We start from the raw sequence: 20,133 nt of genomic DNA, 5'->3' as shown, positions 1-20,133 counted from the left end.
CGACGCAGCGGTGGCGGCGCACCCCCCGACCGGGTGCACCGCCACCGCCGTCTCTCACCTCAGGCGACCGCTGTCATCAGCAGGCGCCGAGGTCGCTCCAGACACCCCAGGCGCCGCTGGCGCTCGGGTCGTCGCCCTTGGTCCACCACTTGTTCTGGTAGTAGTGGCCCTTCCAGGAGACCTTGGTCGTGGTGGCGTAGGTGGTGCCCGCGTCCCAGCTCGGCGCACCCGCGCAACCGGCCGGCGGCGTCGTCGGCGGAGTGGTCGGCGGGGTCGTGGGAGGCGTGGTCGGCGGGGTGGTCGGAGGCGTGGTCGGCGGCGTCGTGGGAGGCGTCGTCGGCGGGGTCGTGGGAGGCGTGGTCGGCGGAGTGGTCGGAGGCGTCGTACCGCCGTCCACCGCGCCGCGGGTCAGGTCGCCCTTGAGCCCGTACAGCGTGCCGGCCACGTTGACCGTCCAGTTGGACGGCGTCGACACCGGCAGGTAGTAGACGAAGTCCAGGTCGACCGAGGCCCCCGGGGCCAGCGACTGCCAGCCCGGCAGCTTGACCGACACCCGGTTGTAGTTGCCCTTCAGACCGCCCACGTTCGGACCGGTGTGGTCCTGCTTGATCACCGTCAGACCGAAGCCGGACTGGTCCTTGGCGTTGCCCGGGGCCGAGTTGCCGTAGTCGAACTGGAACTCGGTGCCGCCCGGCAGGGTCAGCGTCGAGTTGTTGACGATGTGGATCTTCGGGTTGATCGGGTAGTTCGAGTCACCCAGCGCGAAGTTGGTGAACGACACGTCGACCGGCAGCGTCTGCTGCGGCAGCGCCGTCGTCGAACGGATCGCCCCGTACGGCGAGGCCGCCTTGAACTTGTCGTACATCAGCGAGGTCAGGGTGCTGCCGGGCACGTACTGGCCCTTGCCGCCGTTCGCGGCCGCGTCCCACTTGTAGTCGCCCGCGAGCTCCCAGATCATCGCGCCACCGGCGCCCTGGTTGACGATGTAGTCGGCCTTGGCACCGACCGACTGCTCGTCCTCGGTCGACAGGAAGACCTTCTTGGTGTCGTTCCACAGCCACGGCGCCACCAGGGTGGAGCTGTAGTTGCGCACGTAGCTGCCCTGCAGCGCGGTGTCCTTGACCCCGTACTTGGACAGGTAGTCGGGCAGGACGCCCTTCTCGAGGTTCTTCGCGTGCCACATCGGGTTCGACCCGGCCGGGGACTCCTTGCCCGCGTCGTCCTTGTCGTTCCAGATGTTGTCGATACCGACCGCGCCGTCACCGCAGGAGGTCAGGCCGGCCCCGACCGGGCAGGTCGTCGCCGCGGCGGTGCCCCAGAGGCCGTTGGTGCCGCCCTGGACGTTCTTGAAGCCGCGGGTGTAGTACGGCAGGCCGACATTGACCCGGCCGCCCGGCATCGAACCGCGGAAGTAGTGGTACGACCAGTCCGCGTTGAGGTACCCGATCCCGCCGTACTGGCCGGTGCCGTAGACGTTGGCCGCCGCCAGCTCGCCGTCCTTGCCGTCGTCGAACAGCGAGGCGTTCGGGCCGACGTACTTGTTCCAGGCGCCGTGCAGGTCGTACGACATGATGTTGACGTAGTCCAGGTACTTCGCGACCTGGAAGGTCTCCATGCCGCGCAGCAGGTAGCCGGACGACGGGGCCGCGACCGACAGCAGGTAGTGCTTGCCGTCGGCGGCACCCGCCCGGTCCAGCTGCTCGCGCAGGGTCTTCATCAGGGCGGCGTACCCCTTGGCCAGCGAACCCCGCTTGCTGTTGGCGAGCTGCCAGTCCAGCGGGTTGCCGGCGTCCTTCATCGAGGTCGGGTACTCGTAGTCGATGTCGACGCCGTTGAACCCGTACTTCTTGATGAAGTCGACGGACGACGCGGCGAAGGCGTCGATGCCCGCCTGGTTGACGCTGCCGTCCGGGTTGACGGTCATCGAGTAGAAGCCACCGGTGTTGACGCGCTTGCCGTCGTCACCGAAGTAGCCGCCCGTCTCCGTCCAACCGCCCACCGAGATGAGGGTCTTGACGTTCGGGTACTGCTTCTTGTACTTGGTCAGCAGGTTGAAGTGCCCCTTGTAGGGCAGCGACGGGTCGAGCTCCGCACCGGGCACGCCGGGGAACGAGATGCCGGTGGCCTCGTTCTTGTCGTTGTCGGTGCCGACGGACAGCTTGTTGTCCGGACCGACGTGGCCGAAGGCGTAGTTGAGGTGGGTGACCTTGTCCCACGGGATGTCGCTGACCAGGTACGGCGGCGTGCCGTCCTTGCCGGTGCGCCAGCCGGTGAAGTACCCGATGATGCGGCGCTGGTGGTCGGCGCCCATCTTCTCGCGGCCGTTGGTGTCGTAGACGCTGCAGTACGGGACGTCGACGCCGGGCGTGGCGTAGAGGCCGTCAGGACGACAGGCGGCATTGTCGACGGTGGCGGACGCCTGGGAGGGCGCCGCGCCCAGCGTGGCCATCAGCAGGCCGGCCATCGTGGCCGCGGCCAGCGAGGCCAGGCCAGCGCGGGCCGCCGGGCTCTTGGACCGACGGGCAGCGGTGGGACGCCGCTCCGCCGTGGATCGGATCAACACTCGGTCCTCCGGGCAGAGTGTCGGCGCGTGCCTGTGGGGGAGCACGCACGTGGGGGAAAGCAGATTGGCGCTGAAGCTATGTGGTCTGAACCACATAGGTCAATAGGTCTGTACCAATTGGTAATCAATTCCCCAACCCCGCCGCTCGAACGGCCGGTTGTCGACGGTCATCCGCGGCCGCCCACGACACCCCGCCGCCCGCCTCCCCCACCCCGCCCGACCCCTCGACCGCCGGACCGTAACCGAACCGGCCCACGATCGTTCGCATGCGTGGGGGACGGGCGCACACCAGCCCGAAGGGGGAGCACCATGCCGACCGAATACACCCGCGAGCTGCTCACGGAGAGGGCCGCGGCCGCGACGTCGCTCGACGAGATGCTCGTCGCGCTGGACAGGGAGCCGAACAAGGACCGCCGCAAGTACCTGCGGCGCAAGCTGACGGAGTACGCCATCGACACCTCGCACTTCCGCCCCGGCGGGAGCGTCTACACGCGCGAGCTCCTCCAGGAGGCCGTCGATGTCTCGCACAGCGTCGCCGGGGTGGTGCGCCACCTCCACCTCCGGCAGGCCGGCGGCACGCAGGCCCACATCGGGCGGCGGATCAAGGCGCTCGGCATTGACACCTCGCACTTCACCGGGCAGGCCCACCACCGGGGCAAGCACTCGACCAAACGGCTCTCCCCCGAGCAGATCCTGGTCCAGCGACCGCCGGAGGCCAAACGGCTGCCCGGCGCCCGGATCCGCGCCGCGCTGGCCGAACTCGGCCGGCCGGAGCTCTGCGAGGGGTGCGGCACCGGCCCCGAGTGGCAGGGGCGTCCGATGACCCTGGAGGTCGACCACATCAACGGGGACTGGTCCGACAACCGGCCGGACAACCTGCGCCTTCTGTGCCCGAACTGCCATGCCGTCACCGACACTTACTGCGGCCGCAACAGGAAGCGCCGAACGGAGCCGGCCCGGTGCGGCGCCCAGGGCGGCCCGCGCCCCGGAATGACGGTGTCCCCGCACCGCACGACCCCCTAGACTGAAGGCCGTGCGGCCTTGGCGTAACTGGCAGCCGCGTGGGTTTTAGGTGCCCATGGGAGAAATCTCGTGAGGGTTCGAGTCCCTCAGGCCGCACTGGGCTTCGAAACGAAGGCCCGCCCGGAGTGATCTCCGGGCGGGCCTTCATCGTTCACGGGGTTCCGGATCAGCCGATCAGGTCCTTCACCACCGGGGCGAGGGCGCGGAAGGCCTGGCCGCGGTGGCTGATGGCGTTCTTCTCCGCCGGGGTGAGTTCGGCGCAGGTGCGGGTCTCACCGAGGGGCTGGAGGATCGGGTCGTAGCCGAAGCCGCCGTCGCCCGCCGGGGCGGTGCGCAGGGTGCCGAGCAGGCGGCCCTCGACGACGCGCTCGGTGCCGTCCGGCAGGGCGAGGGCGGCGGCGCAGAAGAAGTGGGCGCCGCGGTGCTCGGGGGCGATGTCGGAGAGCTGGGCGAGCAGCAGGTCGAGGTTGGCGCGGTCGTCGCCGTGCTTGCCGGACCAACGGGCGGAGAGGATGCCGGGGGCGCCGCCCAGGACGTCGACGCAGAGGCCGGAGTCGTCGGCGACGGCGGGCAGTCCGGTGGCTCGGGCCAGGGCGTGCGCCTTGAGCAGGGCGTTCTCGGCGAAGGTGATGCCGGTCTCGGGGACGTCGGGGATCTCCGGGTAGGCGTCGGCGCCGACCAGTTCGACGTCCAGGCCGGCGTCGCCGAGGATGTCGCGGAGTTCGGCGACCTTGTGCTGGTTGCGGGTGGCGAGGATGAGTCGGGTGGTCATGGATCCACCCTAAACGGACAGTGCCCGTGAGGCCTCGTCAGCCGGTGCAGACCTTGGTGAGGTTTGAGGCGGCGTTGCCGAGCGGCTTGAAGTCCGGGACCTGCTTGTTGTTGACGGCCTGCTGGACCTTGTCGACCTGGGTGTTGAGGTCGTTGATGGCCTGGACGACGTCGGTGTCCTTGGAGTTCTTGCCGAGCTGGTCGAGGTCGTTCTTGAGCTTCTGCAGTGCCTGCCCGGCGGCGGCCGAGTCGTTGCTCGCGTTGCTGTAGGCGTTGCTGACCTCGTTGATGTCCCCGGTGATCTTGACGGCGGTGTTGCCGCAGTCGAGCGCCTTCTGGGCCGCGGAGCAACTGACCGCGCTGAGGGGGAGGATGGCGATCAGGCCGGCCACGGCGAGCATGGTGGGGCGGGCAATGCTCTGGGGCATCCGGTCCTCCTGGGTGCGCGGGTATCCGGAAGGGAAGGACGCGCGCTGAGGGGTGCGCGGTTCCCGCAACGGGGTGCTGCGGGAACCGTACGGGCTCCGGACCCGGCGTGTACAGCGGCCTGGTCCGGAGCCCGGGGGATTTCGCGGAACCGCAACGGAACCGGTACACGGGCACGCCGGCGCCGGGTTCTCCGGGCCGGCGTCAGCCCTCCAGCTCGCCGAGGACCTTGCGCTGGACCTCGTCGAGTTCGGCGCAGCCGAGGGTGCCGAGGTCGAGCAGCCGGTCGAGCAGGGCGCGGTCGAAGGGGGCGCCCTCGGCGGTGCCCTGGACCTCGACGAAGCGGCCGTCGGAGGTGCAGACGATGTTCATGTCGGTCTCGGCGCGGACGTCCTCCTCGTAGCGGAGGTCGAGCATGGGGGTGCCGTCGATGATGCCGACGCTGACGGCGCTGACGCCGCCGGTGATCGGCTTGCCCTTGGCGCGGAGCAGCTTGCGCTCGCGGGCCCAGCCGACGGCGTCGACGAGGGCGACGTAGGCGCCGGTGATGGCGGCGGTGCGGGTGCCGCCGTCGGCCTGGAGGACGTCGCAGTCGAGGACGATGGTGTTCTCGGCGAGGGCGCGGTGGTCGACGACGGCGCGCAGCGAGCGGCCGATGAGGCGGCTGATCTCGTGGGTGCGGCCGCCGAGGCGGCCCTTGACGGATTCGCGGTCGCCGCGGGTGTTGGTGGCGCGCGGGAGCATGGAGTACTCGGCGGTGACCCAGCCTTCGCCGCTGCCCTTGCGCCAGCGGGGGACGCCCTCGGTGACGCTGGCGGTGCACAGCACCTTGGTGTCGCCGTAGGAGATGAGGACGGAGCCTTCGGCGTGCTTGCTCCAGCCCCGTTCGATGGTGACGGGGCGGAGCTGGTCGGGGGTGCGGCCGTCGATGCGTGACATAGGCACCGAGCGTAGTCGGTTGTGGGGGGCGCTCCGGCGTGCCGCGGCCCGCCGACCGGTGGGGTCGGCGGGCCGCGGTGGCGCGGAGCCGGGGTGGCGCGGGCGCGGAGGCCGGGGCCGGGGCGGCGCGGGCGCCGGGTGGAGCGAGCCGGTGGGCTCAGCTCACATCATGTCCTCGATGTCGGCGGCGATCGGGTCGGCGTCGGTGCCGATGACGACCTGGATCGCGGTGCCCATCTTGACGACGCCGTGGGCGCCGGCGGCCTTCAGCGCGGCCTCGTCGACGAGGGAGGCGTCCTTGACCTCGGTGCGAAGGCGGGTGATGCAGCCCTCGACCTCTTCGATGTTGTCGATGCCGCCGAGACCGGCGACGATCTTCTCAGCCTTGCTGGCCATTGCTTTCTCCCTCTGTCTCGGCTCGTCGGCTGCTCTGCCGGGTGCCGTCCTGCGCGGTGACCTCGGTCGCGGGTGACGCGTGGTCAGTGGTCGGTCGTGCCGTGGCGTGCTGTCGGAGCAGCGCGACCAGCATGACGTGATCCGGACCGATATGTCACGTTAGTCCACTTTTGGCCCACTTCGACGCGCATACCCCTGGCCGGCACCCGAGGATGACGAGCAGCGGGACCGGTTGCCCGGTGCGCGGACTGCGTCCCAAAGTGGTCTACACCAATATATGTGTACTCCGATGAACGCAGGAAGGGCCCCGGGTGTTCCCGGTCCACGCCCGAGGTCCCGCCGGGGACCACCGGACGGCAACCGCACTCGGAGGGCGAAGGATGAGTTCGGCAAGCGCCGCGGCGTCGCAGACCACGTGGTGGCACACCTTCTACGGCGGGCTCCAGAAGATGGGCCGCTCGCTCCAGCTCCCGGTGGCGGTGCTCCCGGCCGCCGGCATCCTCAACCGGCTCGGGCAGCCCGACGTCTTCGGCAAGGACGGCCTGGGCTGGGACAACGTCGCCAAGGTCTTCGCCGCGGCGGGCGGCGCGCTGCTGGACTCCTCGCTCGGTCTGCCGATGCTGTTCTGCATCGGTGTCGCGATCGGCATGGCGAAGAAGGCCGACGGCTCGACCGCGCTCGCCGCGGTGGTCGGCTTCCTCGTGTTCTACCGGGTGCTGCACGCCTTCCCCGAGCACTGCAAGCCGCCGACGGTACTGGTCAGCGACCAGTGCGTGGACTACACCTCGGCGAAGGCGGCCGCCGCGACCTACCAGAACCCCGGGGTGCTGGGCGGCATCCTGATCGGCCTGTTGTCGGCCTGGCTCTGGGTGCGCTTCCACCGCACCCGGCTGGTCGACTGGCTGGGCTTCTTCAACGGCCGCCGCCTGGTGCCGATGATCACCGCCCTGGTCGGGATGGTCATGGCCTGTCTGGCGCTGTGGGTCTGGCCGCCGATCGGACGGGGCCTGAACGACTTCAGCCAGACCCTGGCCGACCTGGGCTCGGTCGGCGCGGGCATCTTCGGCGTGGCCAACCGGGCCCTGCTGCTGATCGGCATGCACCAGCTGCTGAACACCTTCGTCTGGTTCCAGTTCGGCGAGTTCACCAAGCCGGACGGCACGATCGTGCACGGCGACATCCCGCGCTTCCTGGGCGGGGACCCGACCGCCGGCCAGTTCCAGTCCGGCTTCTTCCCGATCATGATGTTCGCGCTGCCGGCGTGCGCGCTGGCCATCGCGCACGCGGCCAAGCCGCACCGACGCAAGGAGATCTACGGCCTGATGGTCTCGCTGGGCCTGACCTCCTTCGTGACCGGCGTCACCGAGCCGATCGAGTACTCCTTCGCCTACATCGCCCCGGTGCTGTACGGGGTGCACGCCCTGCTGACCGGCGCCTCGATGGCGATCACCTGGGCGCTGGGAGTGCACGACGGCTTCAGCTTCTCGGCCGGCCTGATCGACTACGCGATCAACTGGAGCCTGGCCACCAAGCCCTGGCTGATCATCCTCATCGGCCTCTGCTTCGCCGCCGTGTACTACGCGCTCTTCCGCTTCATCATCGTGAAATTCGACCTGAAAACCCCGGGGCGGGAGGACGAGAGCGAGGTCGAGGACGTGACCAAGGCATAAACCGAGCGTCACCGCCGTCAATCCGAAAAGGCCCCCGGACCCTCGGTCCGGGGGCCTTCGGCATATCCGGTCCGGGCCGATGGTCCCGGTGCGGAACGCCGCACCGTCACCGGTGACGAGCCATCGGTGACCTGCCGCGCAGCCGCCGGGGCCATCGGCTTTTTGTTGCGCAATTAGCCAAAATGCCAATCACGGCGGGTAATCAAGATCGTTGATCCGCAAGTAGGTTTCGATTTCATAGCGCTTCCCACCAGCACCGCTTTCGAGGGTTCCGCACCCCCTCCACCCGTGCTACAAAACTGGTCTACACCACGTGTGGTGTAGACCAGTTCGCGGTTCGGCGCCCTGTGCACCTTCCCCCGACCGACCCGCCCTTGCCGTTAGGAACCCACCCCCATGAGTCAGTCTGCGCAGGCACCGGCGCCCGCCACGGCTCCGGCCACGCCAAGTGCCGCCAAGAAGTTCGGCCAGAACACGCTGCAGGGTCTCCAGAAGATCGGCCGCAGCCTCCAGCTGCCGGTCGCCGTGCTCCCCGCCGCCGGCATCCTGCTGCGCCTCGGCCAGGACGATGTCTTCGGCAAGGACGGCCTCGGCTGGGGGAAGGTCGCCACGGTGTTCGCCACCGCCGGTGACGCCGTCTTCGGCAACCTCGCGCTGCTCTTCTGCGTCGGCGTGGCGATCGGCTTCGCGAAGAAGGCCGACGGCTCGACCGCGCTGGCCGCCCTGGTCGGCTTCCTGGTCTACAAGAACGTGCTCACCGCGTTCCCGGTGGACGGCTCGATCACCGCCGCCCTGCCGAAGGGCAAGCCGCAGGACCCGGGCGTCTTCGGCGGCATCATCGTCGGCCTGCTCAGCGCCCTGATCTGGCAGAAGTACCACCGCACCAAGCTGGTCGACTGGCTCGGCTTCTTCAACGGCCGCCGCCTGGTCCCGATCCTGATGGCCTTCGTCGGCACCCTGCTCGGTGTCGTGTTCGGCCTGGTCTGGGGCCCGATCGGCACCGGCCTGACCAACGCGAGCGACTGGCTGACCGGCCTCGGCGCCGGTGGCGCCGGCATCTACGGTGTCGCCAACCGCATGCTGATCCCGGTCGGCATGCACCAGTTCCTGAACACCTTCTTCCAGCAGCAGGTCGGCAGCTTCACCGACGCCTCCGGCACCACCTGGACCGGCGACATCCCGCGCTTCTTCCACGGTGACCCGACCGCCGGCCAGTTCATGTCCGGCTTCTTCCCGATCATGATGTTCGGCCTGCCGGCCGCCGCCCTGGCGATCGCCTACTGCGCCCGGCCCGAGCGCCGCAAGGCCGTCCTCGGCATGATGATCTCGGTCGGCCTGACCAGCTTCGTGACCGGTGTCACCGAGCCGATCGAGTTCTCCTTCATGTTCATCGCCCCGGTGCTGTACGTGATCCACGCCCTCCTCACCGGCCTGTCGATGGCGGTCACCTGGGGCCTCGGCGTCCACGACGGCTTCGGCTTCTCGGCGGGTCTGATCGACTACCTGCTCAACTGGAACCTGGCCACCGACCCGTGGCTGATCATCCCGATCGGCCTCGTGTTCTCCGCGCTGTACTTCTTCCTCTTCCGGTTCGCGATCGTCAAGTTCGACATCAAGACCCCCGGCCGCGAGGACGACGACGAGGTCGAGGACGTCACCAAGGCCTGACGCCCGACGCCCGGAACCACCCGCACGCCGCTCACGGCCCCGCCCCGCCACCCGCTCCCCCGGGTGGCGGGGCGGGGCCGTTCGTGCGTCCGGCAGTCCGCCCGCCCGCCGGGACGGCGGTTGACGAACCGGCGAGAGCGCTGGTCAACTGGGACGGTGAACACCCCCGGCCCGCTGGTGACCCGCAGCCACATCGACTTCGGTCGCGTGTGGTCCGCGGCGTGTCGCGGCTGACCCGAGCGTTCCCCCCGCCGCCGCCCGGCTGACGTCCCGCCGCGCCCCGGCCGTTCCTCCCGCCTCCCACGCCCGCCCGTGACCAGGGCGCGCCGCCCCGTGCCCGTCCGCGCCCCGCCCGTCCCCGCCGCCGGGGCCCGGGCCGGTTCCGCGACCCGCGGCACGCACCGCTCCCGTACGAGGAAAGTCAAGGCCACCCATGCCACGCCAGCTGCACCTTTCCGCCGCCCTCGACAGCCCCGGCCGGTTCGACGCCGCCCACTTCACCGGTCTCGCCCGGCTCGCCGAACGCGCCACCCTCGACTTCGTCACCCTCGACGACTCCTACACCCCCGAACCCCGCCGCCTCGACGCGCTGGCGACCTTCGCCCGGCTCGCGCCGGTCACCCACGGCCTCGGCCTGGTCCCGACCGTCACCACCACCCACACCGAGCCGTTCCACACCTCGATCGCGGTCAACACCCTGGACTGGGTCAGCGAGGGCCGGGCCGGCTGGCTGGTCGGGGTCTCCGACACCGGGGCGGAGGCCAGGGCCTTCGGCCGCCGGGGCACCGCCCCCGCCGAGGAGCTCTGGGCCGAGGCCGCCGACGCCGCCGACGCCGCCTCCCGGCTCTGGGACAGCTGGGAGGACGACGCGGAGATCCGCGACACCGCCACCGGCCGCTTCGTCGACCGCGCCAAGCTGCACCACATCGACTTCGAGGGCCCGTACTTCTCGGTCCGGGGGCCGTCCATCACCCCCCGCCCGCCGCAGGGCCGCCCGGTGATCGCGGTCACCGTCGCCGCCGCCGACCTCGCACCGGACGCCGGCCCCGGCGGCCGCGCCCGGGTGGCCACCGCCGCCCGGCACGCGGACGTCGTCCTGCTCGACGCCCCCGACCGGGCCGCCCGGCTGACCGCCGCCACCGAGCTGCGGCTGCGCGGCGGCGAGGCGCTGCGGATCCTGGCCCGGATCCCGGTCGCGCTCACCACCGCCGCCGCGACCGCCGACCTGCTCACCGAGGCCACCGAGGGCGGCGGCGGGGTCGACGGCTTCCACCTGGTGCCCGCCGACCCGGCCCGCGACCTCGCGGTGCTCGCCGACCACGTGGTGCCGGCCCTGCGCGAGCGCGGCCTGTTCCGCACCGGCTACACCGGCCGCACCCTGCGCGACCGGCTCGGCCTGGCCCGGCCCGCCAGCCGCTACGCGGCCACCGGCGGCGCCGGCGGCACCGACACCTCCGCCGCCGGAACGCCCGCCACCACCGCAACGTCCTCCCGCTCCGCCGGCACCGGAACGTCCGCCCGCTCCGCCGCGACCCCCGAGGTGACCCGATGACGGACCGTCCGCTCAAGCAGATCCACCTCGCCGCGCACTTCCCCGGCGTCAACAACACCACGGTGTGGACCGATCCGGCCGCCGGCAGCCAGATCGCCTTCGAGTCCTTCCGCCACCTCGCCGCCACCGCCGAGCGCGGCCGGTTCGACTTCCTCTTCCTCGCCGAGGGCCTGCGGCTGCGCGAGGTCAAGGGCCGGATCCACGACCTGGACGTGCTGGGCCGTCCCGAGTCGATCACCGTGCTGAACGCGCTCGCCGCCGTCACCACCCACCTGGGGCTGGCCGCGACCGTCAACGCCACCTTCAACGAGCCGTACGAACTGGCCCGCCGGTTCGCCTCGCTGGACCATCTCTCCGGCGGCCGCGCCGCCTGGAACGTGGTCACCTCCTCGGACGCCTTCACCGGTGAGAACTTCCGCCGCGGCGGCTACCTCGACCGCGCCGACCGCTACACCCGGGCCGCCGAATTCGTACAGCTGGCAAGGGAGTTCTGGGACGCTGCGGGCACCGGCACGGTCCGCCACCGGGGCCCGCAGTTCGACGTGGAGGGCACCCTCTCGCTGCCCCGGCCGCCGCAGGGCCACCCGGTGGTGATCCAGGCCGGGGACTCCGACGAGGGCCGCGAGTTCGCCGCCGCCACCGCCGACGTGATCTTCAGCCGGCACTCCACCCTGGCCGCCGGGCAGGCCTTCCACGCCGACGTCAAGCGACGGCTCGCCGGGTACGGGCGCAAGCCCGACGAGCTGAAGATCATGCCGGGGGTGACCTGGGTGCTGGGCGACACCGAGGAGGAGGCCGTCGAACGGGCCGCCGCGATCCGCCGCGCCCAGGTGAGCCCGGCCACCACCGTCGCCTACCTGGAACAGGTCTGGGGCGTCGACCTCTCCGGCCACGACGTGGACGGCCCGCTGCCGGAGGCCGACCCGGTGCGCGACTCCGGGCTGGTCCAGGGACGCACCTCGCTCGGCGATCCGCTGGAGATCGCCGCCCAGTGGCGGGCGGTGGCCGCCGCGAAGGGGCTCAGCAGCCGCGAACTGGTGATCGAGGTGACCGGCCGGCAGTCCTTCGTCGGCACCCCGCGGAGCGTGGCCGAGCAGATCGACCGCCATGTGCAGAGCGACGCCGCGGACGGCTTCGTCCTCGTCCCCCACCTCACCCCGGGCGGGCTGGACGAGTTCGTGGACCGGGTGGTGCCGCTGCTCCAGGAGCGCGGGGTGTTCCGCACCGAGTACACCGGGACGACCCTGCGCGACCACCTCGGCCTGCCGGTCCCCGGCCGCCGCTGAGGGACCGTTCCCGGGCCGGGCTCGGAGCTCAGAGCTCGTAGCCCGGGCCGGGCTCAGAGCTCGTAGACCGCGCCGGGCTCAGAGCTCGTAGACCGCGCCGGCCCGGGCGATCTCGACCGGCCCGGAGTAGGCGGCGGCCGCGTCCCGCCGGTTGAGCTCGGCGTCCGTCCACGGCGGGATGTGGGTGAGCACGAGCCGGCGGGCGCCGGCCGCGGTGGCGTGCTCACCCGCCTCGCGGCCGTTGAGGTGGACGGCCCGGTAGGTGTCCCGGCCGTCCAGGTAGGCGGCCTCGCAGAGGAAGAGGTCGGTGTCCCGGGCTAGCTCGACGAGTTCGGGGCTCTCCCCGGTGTCGCCGGAGTAGACCAGGCTGCGGCCGTCGTGCTCGAGCCGGAAGGCGAAGGCGTCGACGGGGTGGTTGACCTGGGCGACGTCGATCCGGAAGGGACCGAGGTCGAAGCGGCCCGGGGTGAGGGTGCGGAACTCGAACACCTCCTTCATCCCGGGGTTCTCCGGCATGTCGTAGGCGCGGGCCATCCGTTCGGCGGTGCCGGCCGGGCCGTGGACGGGCATCGGCGCGGGGCAGCCCTCGGCCCGGTAGTTGCGGGCGACCCAGTAGGCGCACAGGTCGATGCAGTGGTCCGCGTGCAGGTGGCTGAGCAGGATCGCGTCGACCTCGTAGATCGAGGTGTACTTCTGCAGGGCGCCGAGCGCGCCGTTGCCGAGGTCGAGCACGACCCGGTAGCCGTCGGCCTCCACGAGGTAGCTGGAGCACGGCGAGTCGGCCGACGGGAAGCTCCCCGAGCACCCCACCACGGTCAGTTTCATCCGAGCCCCTCCGCCCCGACACGTCCTGGCTGCCGCTGGTCATGACAGCGGGCCGGGAGTACCGGCCGGAGGCGCTGCCCTGCGCGTGTTGTCGAGAGTAAGGGCGGAGCGGCACTTTGCCCCCGTCTCCGTGCCGTGCTGTGGCTGGAATCACCAGAACGCCGGGGGGACGGGGGACGGACGGTGCGCCGGTGGTGGACCGGCGCCCGCCGGGGCGGCCCGGCGGCGGACGGCTCAGCGGTGGCCGGGGCGGCTCCGGGCCCAGGCGCGGACGGTCTCGGGGTACCAGCGCGGGTGGCCGCCGCCGTCGACCAGGTCGGGTTCGGGGAGCAGTCCGTGCCGCCGGTAGTTGCGGACGGTCTCCGGCTGGACGTTGATGTGACGGGCGATCTCGGCGTACGACCACAGGTCGGTACTGCGACTCACGGGCCACCTCCGCTGGTGCGTGGGGAGACGTTCGTGAGCAGCCTTTCCGCGCCGGGCGGCGGTCCCGCACCGGAACGGCCACCGTGGTCGTACCGTGACGAACCGGGAGCACGGTACGGACAAATCCCCGATCGTCACGATCGGGGCGGTGGGGGTTTCAGGCCCAGAGCTGGCCCTGCAGCGCCTCGACGGCGGCCTCGGTGGACTCGGCGGTGTAGATGCCGGTGGAGAGGTACTTCCAGCCACCGTCCGCGACCACGAAGACGATGTCGGCGCGCTCGCCGGCCCCGGCGGCCTTGCGGCCGACACCGATCGCCGCGTGCAGGATCGCGCCGGTGGACACGCCGGCGAAGATGCCCTCCTCCTGGAGGAGTTCGCGGGTGCGGCGGACGGCGTCGGCGGAGCCGACCGAGAAGCGGGTGGTCAGCACCTCGGCGTCGTACAGCTCCGGGACGAAGCCCTCGTCGAGGTTGCGCAGCCCGTAGACCAGGTCGTCGTAGCGCGGTTCGGCGGCGACGATCCGCACGCCGGGGACCTTCTCGCGCAGGAAGCGGCCGACGCCCATGAGGGTGCCGGTGGTGCCGAGTCCGGCCACGAAGTGGGTGACGGTGGGCAGGTCGGCGAGGATCTCGGGGCCGGTGGTGGCGTAGTGGGCGCCGGCGTTGTCGGGGTTGCCGTACTGGTAGAGCATGACCCAGTCGGGGTGCTCGGCGGCGATCTCCTTGGCCATCCGGACGGCGGTGTTGGAGCCGCCGGCGGCGGGCGAGGGGATGATCTCGGCGCCCCACATGCGGAGCAGTTCGCGCCGTTCCTCGCTGGTGTTCTCGGGCATGACGCAGACCATCCGGTAGCCCTTGAGCTTGGCCGCCATGGCGAGCGAGATGCCGGTGTTGCCGCTGGTGGGTTCGAGGATCGTGCAGCCGGGGGTGAGCCGGCCGTCGGCCTCGGCGCGCTCGATCATGTGCAGCGCCGGGCGGTCCTTGACGGAGCCGGTGGGGTTGCGGTCCTCCAGCTTCGCCCACAGGGTGACCAGGCCGTCGGTGTTGCCGGGCACCGCGGCCGACAGCCGGGGCAGGCGGACCAGCGGGGTGTTGCCGACGGCTTCGAGCGGGCTGTCGTAACGCAAGGGGTCCTCCGGCGGCGGCGGTTCGGTCGGGTCCGGTCGGGCGGGGCCCGCCGCGGCCCGGGCGGAGCGCCGGGCCGGGGCGGGCGGGGTGTCAGCGAGCGCCGCCGGCGACGGCGGGCAGGATGGTGACGCTGTCGCCGTCGGCGAGGGCGGTGGAGATGCCCTCCAGGAAGCGCACGTCCTCGTCGTTCAGGTAGACGTTGACGAAGCGGCGCAGCTCGCCGCCGTCCAGCAGGCGGGCGGCGATGCCCGGGTGGCGGGCGTCGAGGTCCTGGAAGAGTTCCCCGAGGTTGCTGCCGGTGCCCTCGACGGCCTTGGCGCCGTCGGTGTAGGTGCGGAGGATGGTCGGGATGCGGACCTCGATGGCCATGGCTGCGCTCCTGTGCGAGTCGTGAGGTGGGTGGGCCGCAGCGGGCGCGGCAGGGCGTGACGGCCCGGGGCGGTGGGAACCGCGGGCGGGCCGGGACGGGCGGCTCAGCGCGAGCGCGCCGGCGTACCGGGACAGATCGCGCCGGCGTGCCGGCACAGGTCGATGTGCAGGCGCGCCACGAGGCGGGTGCCCGGGGCCTGGTTGCTCACATCGACGGAACGCATGGGCTCATCGTATAGATTCCCGGGCCCGCTCCTCCATGCCCGTCCCGGCATGCGGATGTTTTCGTCCCCCATGTCGAGATGTCCCGGGAACGGCGGCGGCCCGCCGACCACTCGCGGAGGTCGGCGGGCCTCGCCCAGGTGGGTGCGGGTCAGGCCTGGTGGGCCTCGACGACCTGGACGTCTTCCTCCGTGATCACACCGTCCACGATGCGGAACGAGCGGAACTCGTACGGGTCCTCGGCGCCGTTGCCCTCGGCGGTGGAGACCAGGACGTAGTGGGCGTTCGGCTCGGAGGCGTAGCTCACGTCGGTGCGCGAGGGGTAGGCCTCGGTGGCGGTGTGGGAGTGGTAGACGATCACGGGTTCCTCGTCCCGGTCGTCCATCTCGCGGTAGAGCTTCAGCAGGTCGCCCGAGTCGAACTCGTAGAACGTGGGCGAGCGGGCGGCGTTGAGCATCGGGACGAACCGCTCGGGGCGGCCGCTGCCCTCCGGACCGGCGACCACACCGCAGGCCTCGTCCGGGTGGTCGGCGCGGGCGTGGGCGACGATCGCGTCGCGCAGTTCTCGGGTGATGGTCAGCATGGCGCCAGGATAGCCACGCCCCGGCGGGTCACCGCCGGGGCGTCCACGACGGCCGGGGGTGCCGTCTCAGTGGGTGTCGGCGCCGTCGCCGGCCGCGTGCAGGTGGTCGTGCGCGACGCCGTGCACCGCCTCGGGGCGGCGGCGCTTGAGCACCTGGTAGCCGACGACGAGCAGGACCGCCCAGACCGGGAAGACGTAGAGCGAGATCCGGTTGTCCGGGTCCAGGGCGATCAGCACGACCACCAGGACCAGGAAGGCGAGCGAGGCCCAGCTGCTCCAGACGCCGCCGGGCGCCTTGAAGCTGGGCGGCGGCAGGTGGCCGCCCTGCCAGGCCTTCCGGTAGCGGATCTGGCAGATGAGGATCATCGCCCAGGTCCAGAGGCCGCAGACGGTGGCGACGGAGGTGATGTATTCGAACGCGCGGGCCGGGACGACGGCGTTGAGGATCACGCCGAGGCCCATCAGCAGGCAGGAGAGGGTGATCGCGACGGACGGCGTGCGGTGGGAGTTGAGCTTGGTCAGCTTCCCGGGGGCCTGGCCGCGCAGCGCGAGGTCGCGCAGCATCCTGCCGGTGGAGTACATGCCGGAGTTGCAGGAGGAGAGCGCGGCGGTGAGCACCACGAAGTTGATGATGCCGGCCGCGGCGGGGATGCCGATCTTGCCGAAGGCGGCGACGAACGGGCTGACGCCGGGCTGGAACTCGGTCCACGGCACCAGCGAGAGGATGATGACCAGGGCGCCGATGTAGAACAGCGCGATGCGCCAGGGCAGGGTGTTGATGGCGCGCGGGAGGGTCTTCTGCGGGTTCTCGCTCTCCCCCGCGGTGACCCCGACGAGTTCGACGCCCAGGTAGGCGAACATGACGATCTGCAGGGTCATCACGGTGGCGCCGATGCCCTTGGGGAAGAAGCCGCCGTTCTCCCACAGGTGGGTGATCGAGGCGGTGTCGCCGGCGTCGCTGAAGCCCAGGGTGAGGACGCCGATGCCGATCAGGATCATGCCGATGATGGCGGTGACCTTGACCATGGAGAACCAGAACTCGATCTCGCCGAAGAGCTTCACCGAGATCAGGTTGGCCCCGTAGAGGATCACCAGGAAGACCAGCGCGCTGAGCCACTGCGGGATGTCGGGTGCCCAGAAGCGGACGTAGACGGCCGCGGCGGTGGTCTCCGCCATGCCGGTGACCACCCAGAACAGCCAGTACGTCCAGCCGGTCACGTAACCGGCGAAGGGGCCGAGGAACTCCCGCGCGTACTCGGCGAAGCTGCCGGAGACCGGGCGGTAGGTGAGGAGTTCGCCGAGGGCCCGCATGATCGCGAAGATCACCACGCCGGCGACCGCGTAGGAGAGGATCAGGCTGGGGCCGGACTTGGAGATCGCGGTGCCGGCGCCGAGGAAGAGGCCGGTGCCGATCGCGCCGCCGATCGCGATCATCTGGATCTGGCGGCTGCCGAGTCCCCGCTCGTAGCCCTCCTCGTCCGGTTTCGCGTCGACGACCTCGTCGTAGAGCTTTTCGGCCATGGTGCACCGTCCTGGATGGGATCTCGTGGTGGGACTCGTGGGGGTGGGGAGCAGTCGTACCACGCCCGATCCGCACAGCGGTGTCCATCTGAGCGATATTTGAGCATGTCCCGATAGGGTTTCGCCCGTTTTGACCGGAAAAGCCCCGACCGCCCGTCCAGCATGCGGACGGGCGGTCGGGGCCTGTTCCGGGCCCGGGCGACCGTTCCCGGGACGCCCCGGCGACTCAGTCGGCCATCGCCTCCAGCAGCGACTCCTGCAGCGCGCCGAGCCACAGGTAGGCCATCACCAGCGGCTTGCGGTCGTCGCTGTCCGGCAGCTCGTAGAGGCCCTTCTCGTCCTCGTCGGTGACCTCCAGTCGCACCCCGAGGGTCAGCCGCAGGTCGTTGAGCGCGCCCAGCCAGTGCCGGCACCCGACGGTGTCGAGCTCGACCGTCCCGTCCCCGCCGCCCAGGCCGTCCAGGGTGCGCACCGTGTACAGCGCGTCCTCGCGCTTGCGGGTCCGCAGGTCCGGCTCGGTGTAGCGGCGGAACTCCCCGGCCGCCTCCCGGGACTCCGGGTCCACCGGTCCGGCGGGGTCCCCGTAGGCGTCGGGGAAGAGCCGCGCCAGCGCCGGGTCGGCGGGCGCCTCGGTCGGCCCCTCCGCGAACAGCGCCGCCAGCGGGTCACCGCCGTCCCCGCCCGGGCCCGGCCCGATCAGCTCCAGCATCTGCACTTCCAGCGAGCGCAGGATGGAGGCCTCCAGCTCGTCCAGCGCGAGCACCGCGCCCCCGCCACCGGCACTCTCGAACAACCCAGCCATCGGTATCGGTCAGCCCGTCTTCGTCTTCGTCGCCGTCATCGTCGCTGTTTCCGCCGCCGCCGTCGCCCCGACCGGCGCGGCGGCCTCAGTCGTGCTGCAGGGTGGCCCAGAGGCCGTAGCCGTGCATCGCCTGCACGTCGCGCTCCATCTCCTCGCGCGAGCCGCTGGAGACCACCGACCGGCCCTTGGTGTGCACCTCCATCATGAGCTTCCTGGCCTTGTCCTTCGGATAGCCGAAGTAGGCCTGGAAGACGTACTGGACGTAGCTCATCAGGTTGACCGGGTCGTTGTGCACGATGGTGACCCAGGGGGTGTCCGGTTCCGCCACCGGTACGCCCTCGACCTCCGGGCGCTCGATCTCCACGGGCGCGACACTCACCGCGGGGTCCCTCCTGTCGCCTGGCTCTCCAGGTGGCTCCCACCTGGCCGTCACGTGGTTTGCACGTGCCCCTTCAGCCCCATGCTGCCATCCGGGGGACCTCGGGGCGATTCCGCCCCCGGCCCCGCGAGCCGCTCCCGAGCCGCTCCCGAGCCCCTCCCCGGACCCTCCCCGGACGCCCGCGACGCGCCCGCCGACGATCCGCCCGCGAGAAATCGTCAATCTGACGCTAAGGGGTAGTAGCATCATCCTCATGGACGCCACTTCCGTGACTGCGGCCGGCTCGACCGCGCTGCTCACCGACCGCTACGAGCTCACCATGCTCCAGGCCGCCCTGCGCAGCGGGGCGGCGCACCGCCGCTCCGTCTTCGAGGTGTTCACCCGCAGGCTGCCCGCGGGCCGCCGCTACGGCGTGGTCGCGGGCACCGGCCGGGTCCTGGACGCCGTGGAGAGCTTCCGCTTCACCTCCGCCCAGCTCGACTGGCTCGCCGACCAGCGGATCGTCGACGAGGAGACCCTGCGCTTCCTCGCCGACTACCGGTTCACCGGCGACATCCACGGCTACCCCGAGGGCGAGGTCTACTTCCCCGGCTCCCCGCTGCTCACCGTCGAGGGCAGCTTCGCCGAGGGGGTGATCCTGGAGACGGTGATCCTCTCGATCCTCAACCACGATTCGGCGATCGCCGCCGCCGCGTCCCGGATGACCTCCGCGGCCGGCGGGCGTCCGGTGATCGAGATGGGCGCCCGGCGCGCCCACGAGCGGGCGGCCGTCACCGCCGCCCGCGCCGCCTACGTGGCCGGCTTCACCGCGACCTCCGACCTGGAGGCCGGTTTCGCCTACGGCATCCCGACCACCGGGACCGCGGCGCACGCCTTCACCCTCGTCCACGACAGCGAGCGGGACGCCTTCCGGGCGCAGATCGACTCGATGGGCCGGGGCACCACCCTGCTGGTCGACACCTACGACCTGCGGGAGGCCGTGCGCACCGCCGTCGAGGTGGCCGGCCCCGAGCTGGGCGCCGTGCGGATCGACTCCGGCGACCTCACCCTGCTCGCCCACCGGGTCCGGCGGCAGCTGGACGAGCTCGGTGCCACCGGCACCCGGATCATCGTCACCTCCGACCTCGACGAGTACGCGATCGCCGCACTCGCCGCCGCCCCGGTGGACGGCTACGGCGTGGGCACCAGCCTGGTCACCGGCAGCGGGCACCCGACCTGCGCGATGGTCTACAAGCTGGTCGCCCGGGCGGCCGGCCCGGACGGGCCGCTGGAGCCGGTCGCCAAGCGTTCGGCCGGCGGCAAGACCAGCGTCGGCGGGCGCAAGTGGGCCGCCCGGCGACCCGACGCGGACGGCGTCGCCGACGCCGAGGTGGTCGGCACCGGAACGGTCCCGGCCGAACTGGCCCCGCACCTGGTGCAGGTGCCGCTGGTCAAGGCCGGCGAGGTGGTCGGCCGGGAGCCGCTGGAGGCCGCGCGCGAGCGGCACGTCCGGGCCCGGGCGGCGCTGCCGCTGTCGGCGACCCAGCTGTCCAAGGGCGATCCCGTGCTGGCGACCGAGCTGCACGTGTGACGCCGGGACGGGCGG

The 20,133-nt window shown here is 71.5% G+C and carries 20 protein-coding genes and 1 tRNA gene; 7 read left to right on the top strand and 14 right to left on the bottom strand.

Translation table 11 applies throughout. The annotated features are described in order from the left end of the window. Positions 1-76: 76 nt before the first annotated feature. Positions 77-2,464: a chitinase C-terminal domain-containing protein gene (locus BLU95_RS24885; protein ID WP_231978837.1), complete on the bottom strand. Its 2,388-nt coding sequence runs from the start codon at positions 2,462-2,464 to the stop codon at positions 77-79. 408 nt (positions 2,465-2,872) lie between these two features. Here BLU95_RS24885 and BLU95_RS24880 point away from each other — a divergent pair, with 408 nt between their 5' ends. Both BLU95_RS24880 and BLU95_RS24875 read left to right on the top strand, forming a co-directional pair. Then, on the top strand, positions 2,873-3,586 hold the full coding sequence (locus BLU95_RS24880) for an HNH endonuclease signature motif containing protein (RefSeq protein ID WP_093861949.1): 714 nt from the start codon (positions 2,873-2,875) through the stop codon (positions 3,584-3,586). A gap of 12 nt (positions 3,587-3,598) precedes the next feature. Further along, a tRNA-Leu gene (locus tag BLU95_RS24875) sits at positions 3,599-3,682 on the top strand. A 70-nt stretch (positions 3,683-3,752) separates the two neighbouring features. Here the strand turns inward: BLU95_RS24875 and rdgB are convergent. From rdgB to BLU95_RS24855, 4 genes are all read right to left on the bottom strand, one after another. After that, a complete protein-coding gene (gene rdgB, locus BLU95_RS24870) occupies positions 3,753-4,358 on the bottom strand; it encodes an RdgB/HAM1 family non-canonical purine NTP pyrophosphatase (protein WP_045938651.1) in 606 nt (201 codons plus the stop codon). A gap of 37 nt (positions 4,359-4,395) precedes the next feature. Further along, positions 4,396-4,785, bottom strand: a complete 390-nt coding sequence (locus BLU95_RS24865) for a hypothetical protein (RefSeq protein ID WP_149030570.1) — start codon at positions 4,783-4,785, stop codon at positions 4,396-4,398. Positions 4,786-4,987: 202 nt separating this feature from the next. Further along, the gene (gene rph, locus BLU95_RS24860) at positions 4,988-5,722 is read right to left on the bottom strand and encodes a ribonuclease PH (protein WP_093861948.1); all 735 of its coding nucleotides are present in this window, start codon (positions 5,720-5,722) and stop codon (positions 4,988-4,990) included. A 162-nt stretch (positions 5,723-5,884) separates the two neighbouring features. Continuing rightward, the gene (locus tag BLU95_RS24855; RefSeq protein ID WP_030060521.1) at positions 5,885-6,118 is read right to left on the bottom strand and encodes a PTS sugar transporter subunit IIB; all 234 of its coding nucleotides are present in this window, start codon (positions 6,116-6,118) and stop codon (positions 5,885-5,887) included. Between the two features lie 380 nt (positions 6,119-6,498). Here BLU95_RS24855 and BLU95_RS24850 point away from each other — a divergent pair, with 380 nt between their 5' ends. From BLU95_RS24850 to BLU95_RS24835, 4 genes are all read left to right on the top strand, one after another. Then, the gene (locus tag BLU95_RS24850) at positions 6,499-7,788 is read left to right on the top strand and encodes a PTS transporter subunit EIIC (protein WP_093861947.1); all 1,290 of its coding nucleotides are present in this window, start codon (positions 6,499-6,501) and stop codon (positions 7,786-7,788) included. A 396-nt stretch (positions 7,789-8,184) separates the two neighbouring features. Continuing rightward, positions 8,185-9,456, top strand: a complete 1,272-nt coding sequence (locus BLU95_RS24845; RefSeq protein ID WP_093861946.1) for a PTS transporter subunit EIIC — start codon at positions 8,185-8,187, stop codon at positions 9,454-9,456. A gap of 433 nt (positions 9,457-9,889) precedes the next feature. After that, complete coding sequence (locus BLU95_RS24840) at positions 9,890-11,008, top strand: LLM class flavin-dependent oxidoreductase (protein ID WP_093861945.1); 1,119 nt, start codon at positions 9,890-9,892, stop codon at positions 11,006-11,008. Continuing rightward, positions 11,005-12,294 carry an NtaA/DmoA family FMN-dependent monooxygenase gene (locus tag BLU95_RS24835; RefSeq protein WP_093861944.1) on the top strand — a complete coding sequence of 430 codons (1,290 nt, stop codon included), beginning with the start codon at positions 11,005-11,007 and terminating at the stop codon, positions 12,292-12,294. The genes BLU95_RS24840 and BLU95_RS24835 overlap by 4 nt, the downstream gene beginning before the upstream one ends. 78 nt (positions 12,295-12,372) lie before the next feature. On the opposite strand, the gene BLU95_RS24830 is transcribed toward BLU95_RS24835, so the two are convergent. The 9 genes from BLU95_RS24830 to clpS form a co-directional block, all read right to left on the bottom strand. Further along, positions 12,373-13,119 carry an MBL fold metallo-hydrolase gene (locus tag BLU95_RS24830; protein ID WP_093861943.1) on the bottom strand — a complete coding sequence of 249 codons (747 nt, stop codon included), beginning with the start codon at positions 13,117-13,119 and terminating at the stop codon, positions 12,373-12,375. Positions 13,120-13,353: 234 nt separating this feature from the next. Beyond that, positions 13,354-13,545: a MerR family transcriptional regulator gene (locus tag BLU95_RS24825; RefSeq protein WP_093861942.1), complete on the bottom strand. Its 192-nt coding sequence runs from the start codon at positions 13,543-13,545 to the stop codon at positions 13,354-13,356. Positions 13,546-13,702: 157 nt separating this feature from the next. Then, positions 13,703-14,671, bottom strand: coding sequence for a PLP-dependent cysteine synthase family protein (locus BLU95_RS24820; RefSeq protein WP_093861941.1), 969 nt, complete (start codon positions 14,669-14,671; stop codon positions 13,703-13,705). Positions 14,672-14,762: 91 nt separating this feature from the next. Beyond that, complete coding sequence (locus tag BLU95_RS24815) at positions 14,763-15,041, bottom strand: MoaD/ThiS family protein (RefSeq protein WP_030394231.1); 279 nt, start codon at positions 15,039-15,041, stop codon at positions 14,763-14,765. 104 nt (positions 15,042-15,145) lie between these two features. Beyond that, positions 15,146-15,265, bottom strand: coding sequence for a putative leader peptide (locus BLU95_RS45600; protein ID WP_317621128.1), 120 nt, complete (start codon positions 15,263-15,265; stop codon positions 15,146-15,148). A gap of 149 nt (positions 15,266-15,414) precedes the next feature. Next, positions 15,415-15,846: a M67 family metallopeptidase gene (locus tag BLU95_RS24805; RefSeq protein ID WP_030394232.1), complete on the bottom strand. Its 432-nt coding sequence runs from the start codon at positions 15,844-15,846 to the stop codon at positions 15,415-15,417. Positions 15,847-15,912: 66 nt separating this feature from the next. After that, on the bottom strand, positions 15,913-17,367 hold the full coding sequence (locus tag BLU95_RS24800; RefSeq protein ID WP_093861939.1) for an amino acid permease: 1,455 nt from the start codon (positions 17,365-17,367) through the stop codon (positions 15,913-15,915). A gap of 226 nt (positions 17,368-17,593) precedes the next feature. Beyond that, positions 17,594-18,169 (bottom strand): DUF2017 domain-containing protein, encoded by a 576-nt coding sequence (locus BLU95_RS24795; RefSeq protein ID WP_093861938.1) that lies wholly within the window; start codon positions 18,167-18,169, stop codon positions 17,594-17,596. Between the two features lie 85 nt (positions 18,170-18,254). After that, the gene (gene clpS, locus BLU95_RS24790) at positions 18,255-18,548 is read right to left on the bottom strand and encodes an ATP-dependent Clp protease adapter ClpS (RefSeq protein ID WP_030394235.1); all 294 of its coding nucleotides are present in this window, start codon (positions 18,546-18,548) and stop codon (positions 18,255-18,257) included. A gap of 253 nt (positions 18,549-18,801) precedes the next feature. Between clpS and BLU95_RS24785 the strand changes: the two genes are divergently transcribed. Further along, positions 18,802-20,118, top strand: coding sequence for a nicotinate phosphoribosyltransferase (locus BLU95_RS24785; protein WP_093861937.1), 1,317 nt, complete (start codon positions 18,802-18,804; stop codon positions 20,116-20,118). Positions 20,119-20,133: the final 15 nt, after the last annotated feature.

The organism is Streptomyces sp. TLI_053, assembly GCF_900105395.1.
GTDB lineage: Bacteria > Actinomycetota > Actinomycetes > Streptomycetales > Streptomycetaceae > Kitasatospora.
Note: the sequence above shows the minus strand (reverse complement) of the source record. Positions and strands in the feature narration are given on the sequence as shown.

What these genes read in the sequence shown, in the direction of transcription:
- BLU95_RS24885 (WP_231978837.1), bottom strand. Translation starts at nt 2,464, where the DNA reads ATGGCCGGCCTGCTGATGGCCACGCTGGGCGCGGCGCCCTCCCAGGCG.
- BLU95_RS24880 (WP_093861949.1), top strand. Translation starts at nt 2,873, where the DNA reads ATGCCGACCGAATACACCCGCGAGCTGCTCACGGAGAGGGCCGCGGCC.
- rdgB (WP_045938651.1), bottom strand. Translation starts at nt 4,358, where the DNA reads ATGACCACCCGACTCATCCTCGCCACCCGCAACCAGCACAAGGTCGCC.
- BLU95_RS24865 (WP_149030570.1), bottom strand. Translation starts at nt 4,785, where the DNA reads ATGCCCCAGAGCATTGCCCGCCCCACCATGCTCGCCGTGGCCGGCCTG.
- rph (WP_093861948.1), bottom strand. Translation starts at nt 5,722, where the DNA reads ATGTCACGCATCGACGGCCGCACCCCCGACCAGCTCCGCCCCGTCACC.
- BLU95_RS24855 (WP_030060521.1), bottom strand. Translation starts at nt 6,118, where the DNA reads ATGGCCAGCAAGGCTGAGAAGATCGTCGCCGGTCTCGGCGGCATCGAC.
- BLU95_RS24850 (WP_093861947.1), top strand. Translation starts at nt 6,499, where the DNA reads ATGAGTTCGGCAAGCGCCGCGGCGTCGCAGACCACGTGGTGGCACACC.
- BLU95_RS24845 (WP_093861946.1), top strand. Translation starts at nt 8,185, where the DNA reads ATGAGTCAGTCTGCGCAGGCACCGGCGCCCGCCACGGCTCCGGCCACG.
- BLU95_RS24840 (WP_093861945.1), top strand. Translation starts at nt 9,890, where the DNA reads ATGCCACGCCAGCTGCACCTTTCCGCCGCCCTCGACAGCCCCGGCCGG.
- BLU95_RS24835 (WP_093861944.1), top strand. Translation starts at nt 11,005, where the DNA reads ATGACGGACCGTCCGCTCAAGCAGATCCACCTCGCCGCGCACTTCCCC.
- BLU95_RS24830 (WP_093861943.1), bottom strand. Translation starts at nt 13,119, where the DNA reads ATGAAACTGACCGTGGTGGGGTGCTCGGGGAGCTTCCCGTCGGCCGAC.
- BLU95_RS24815 (WP_030394231.1), bottom strand. Translation starts at nt 15,041, where the DNA reads ATGGCCATCGAGGTCCGCATCCCGACCATCCTCCGCACCTACACCGAC.
- BLU95_RS45600 (WP_317621128.1), bottom strand. Translation starts at nt 15,265, where the DNA reads ATGCGTTCCGTCGATGTGAGCAACCAGGCCCCGGGCACCCGCCTCGTG.
- BLU95_RS24805 (WP_030394232.1), bottom strand. Translation starts at nt 15,846, where the DNA reads ATGCTGACCATCACCCGAGAACTGCGCGACGCGATCGTCGCCCACGCC.
- BLU95_RS24800 (WP_093861939.1), bottom strand. Translation starts at nt 17,367, where the DNA reads ATGGCCGAAAAGCTCTACGACGAGGTCGTCGACGCGAAACCGGACGAG.
- BLU95_RS24795 (WP_093861938.1), bottom strand. Translation starts at nt 18,169, where the DNA reads ATGGCTGGGTTGTTCGAGAGTGCCGGTGGCGGGGGCGCGGTGCTCGCG.
- BLU95_RS24785 (WP_093861937.1), top strand. Translation starts at nt 18,802, where the DNA reads ATGGACGCCACTTCCGTGACTGCGGCCGGCTCGACCGCGCTGCTCACC.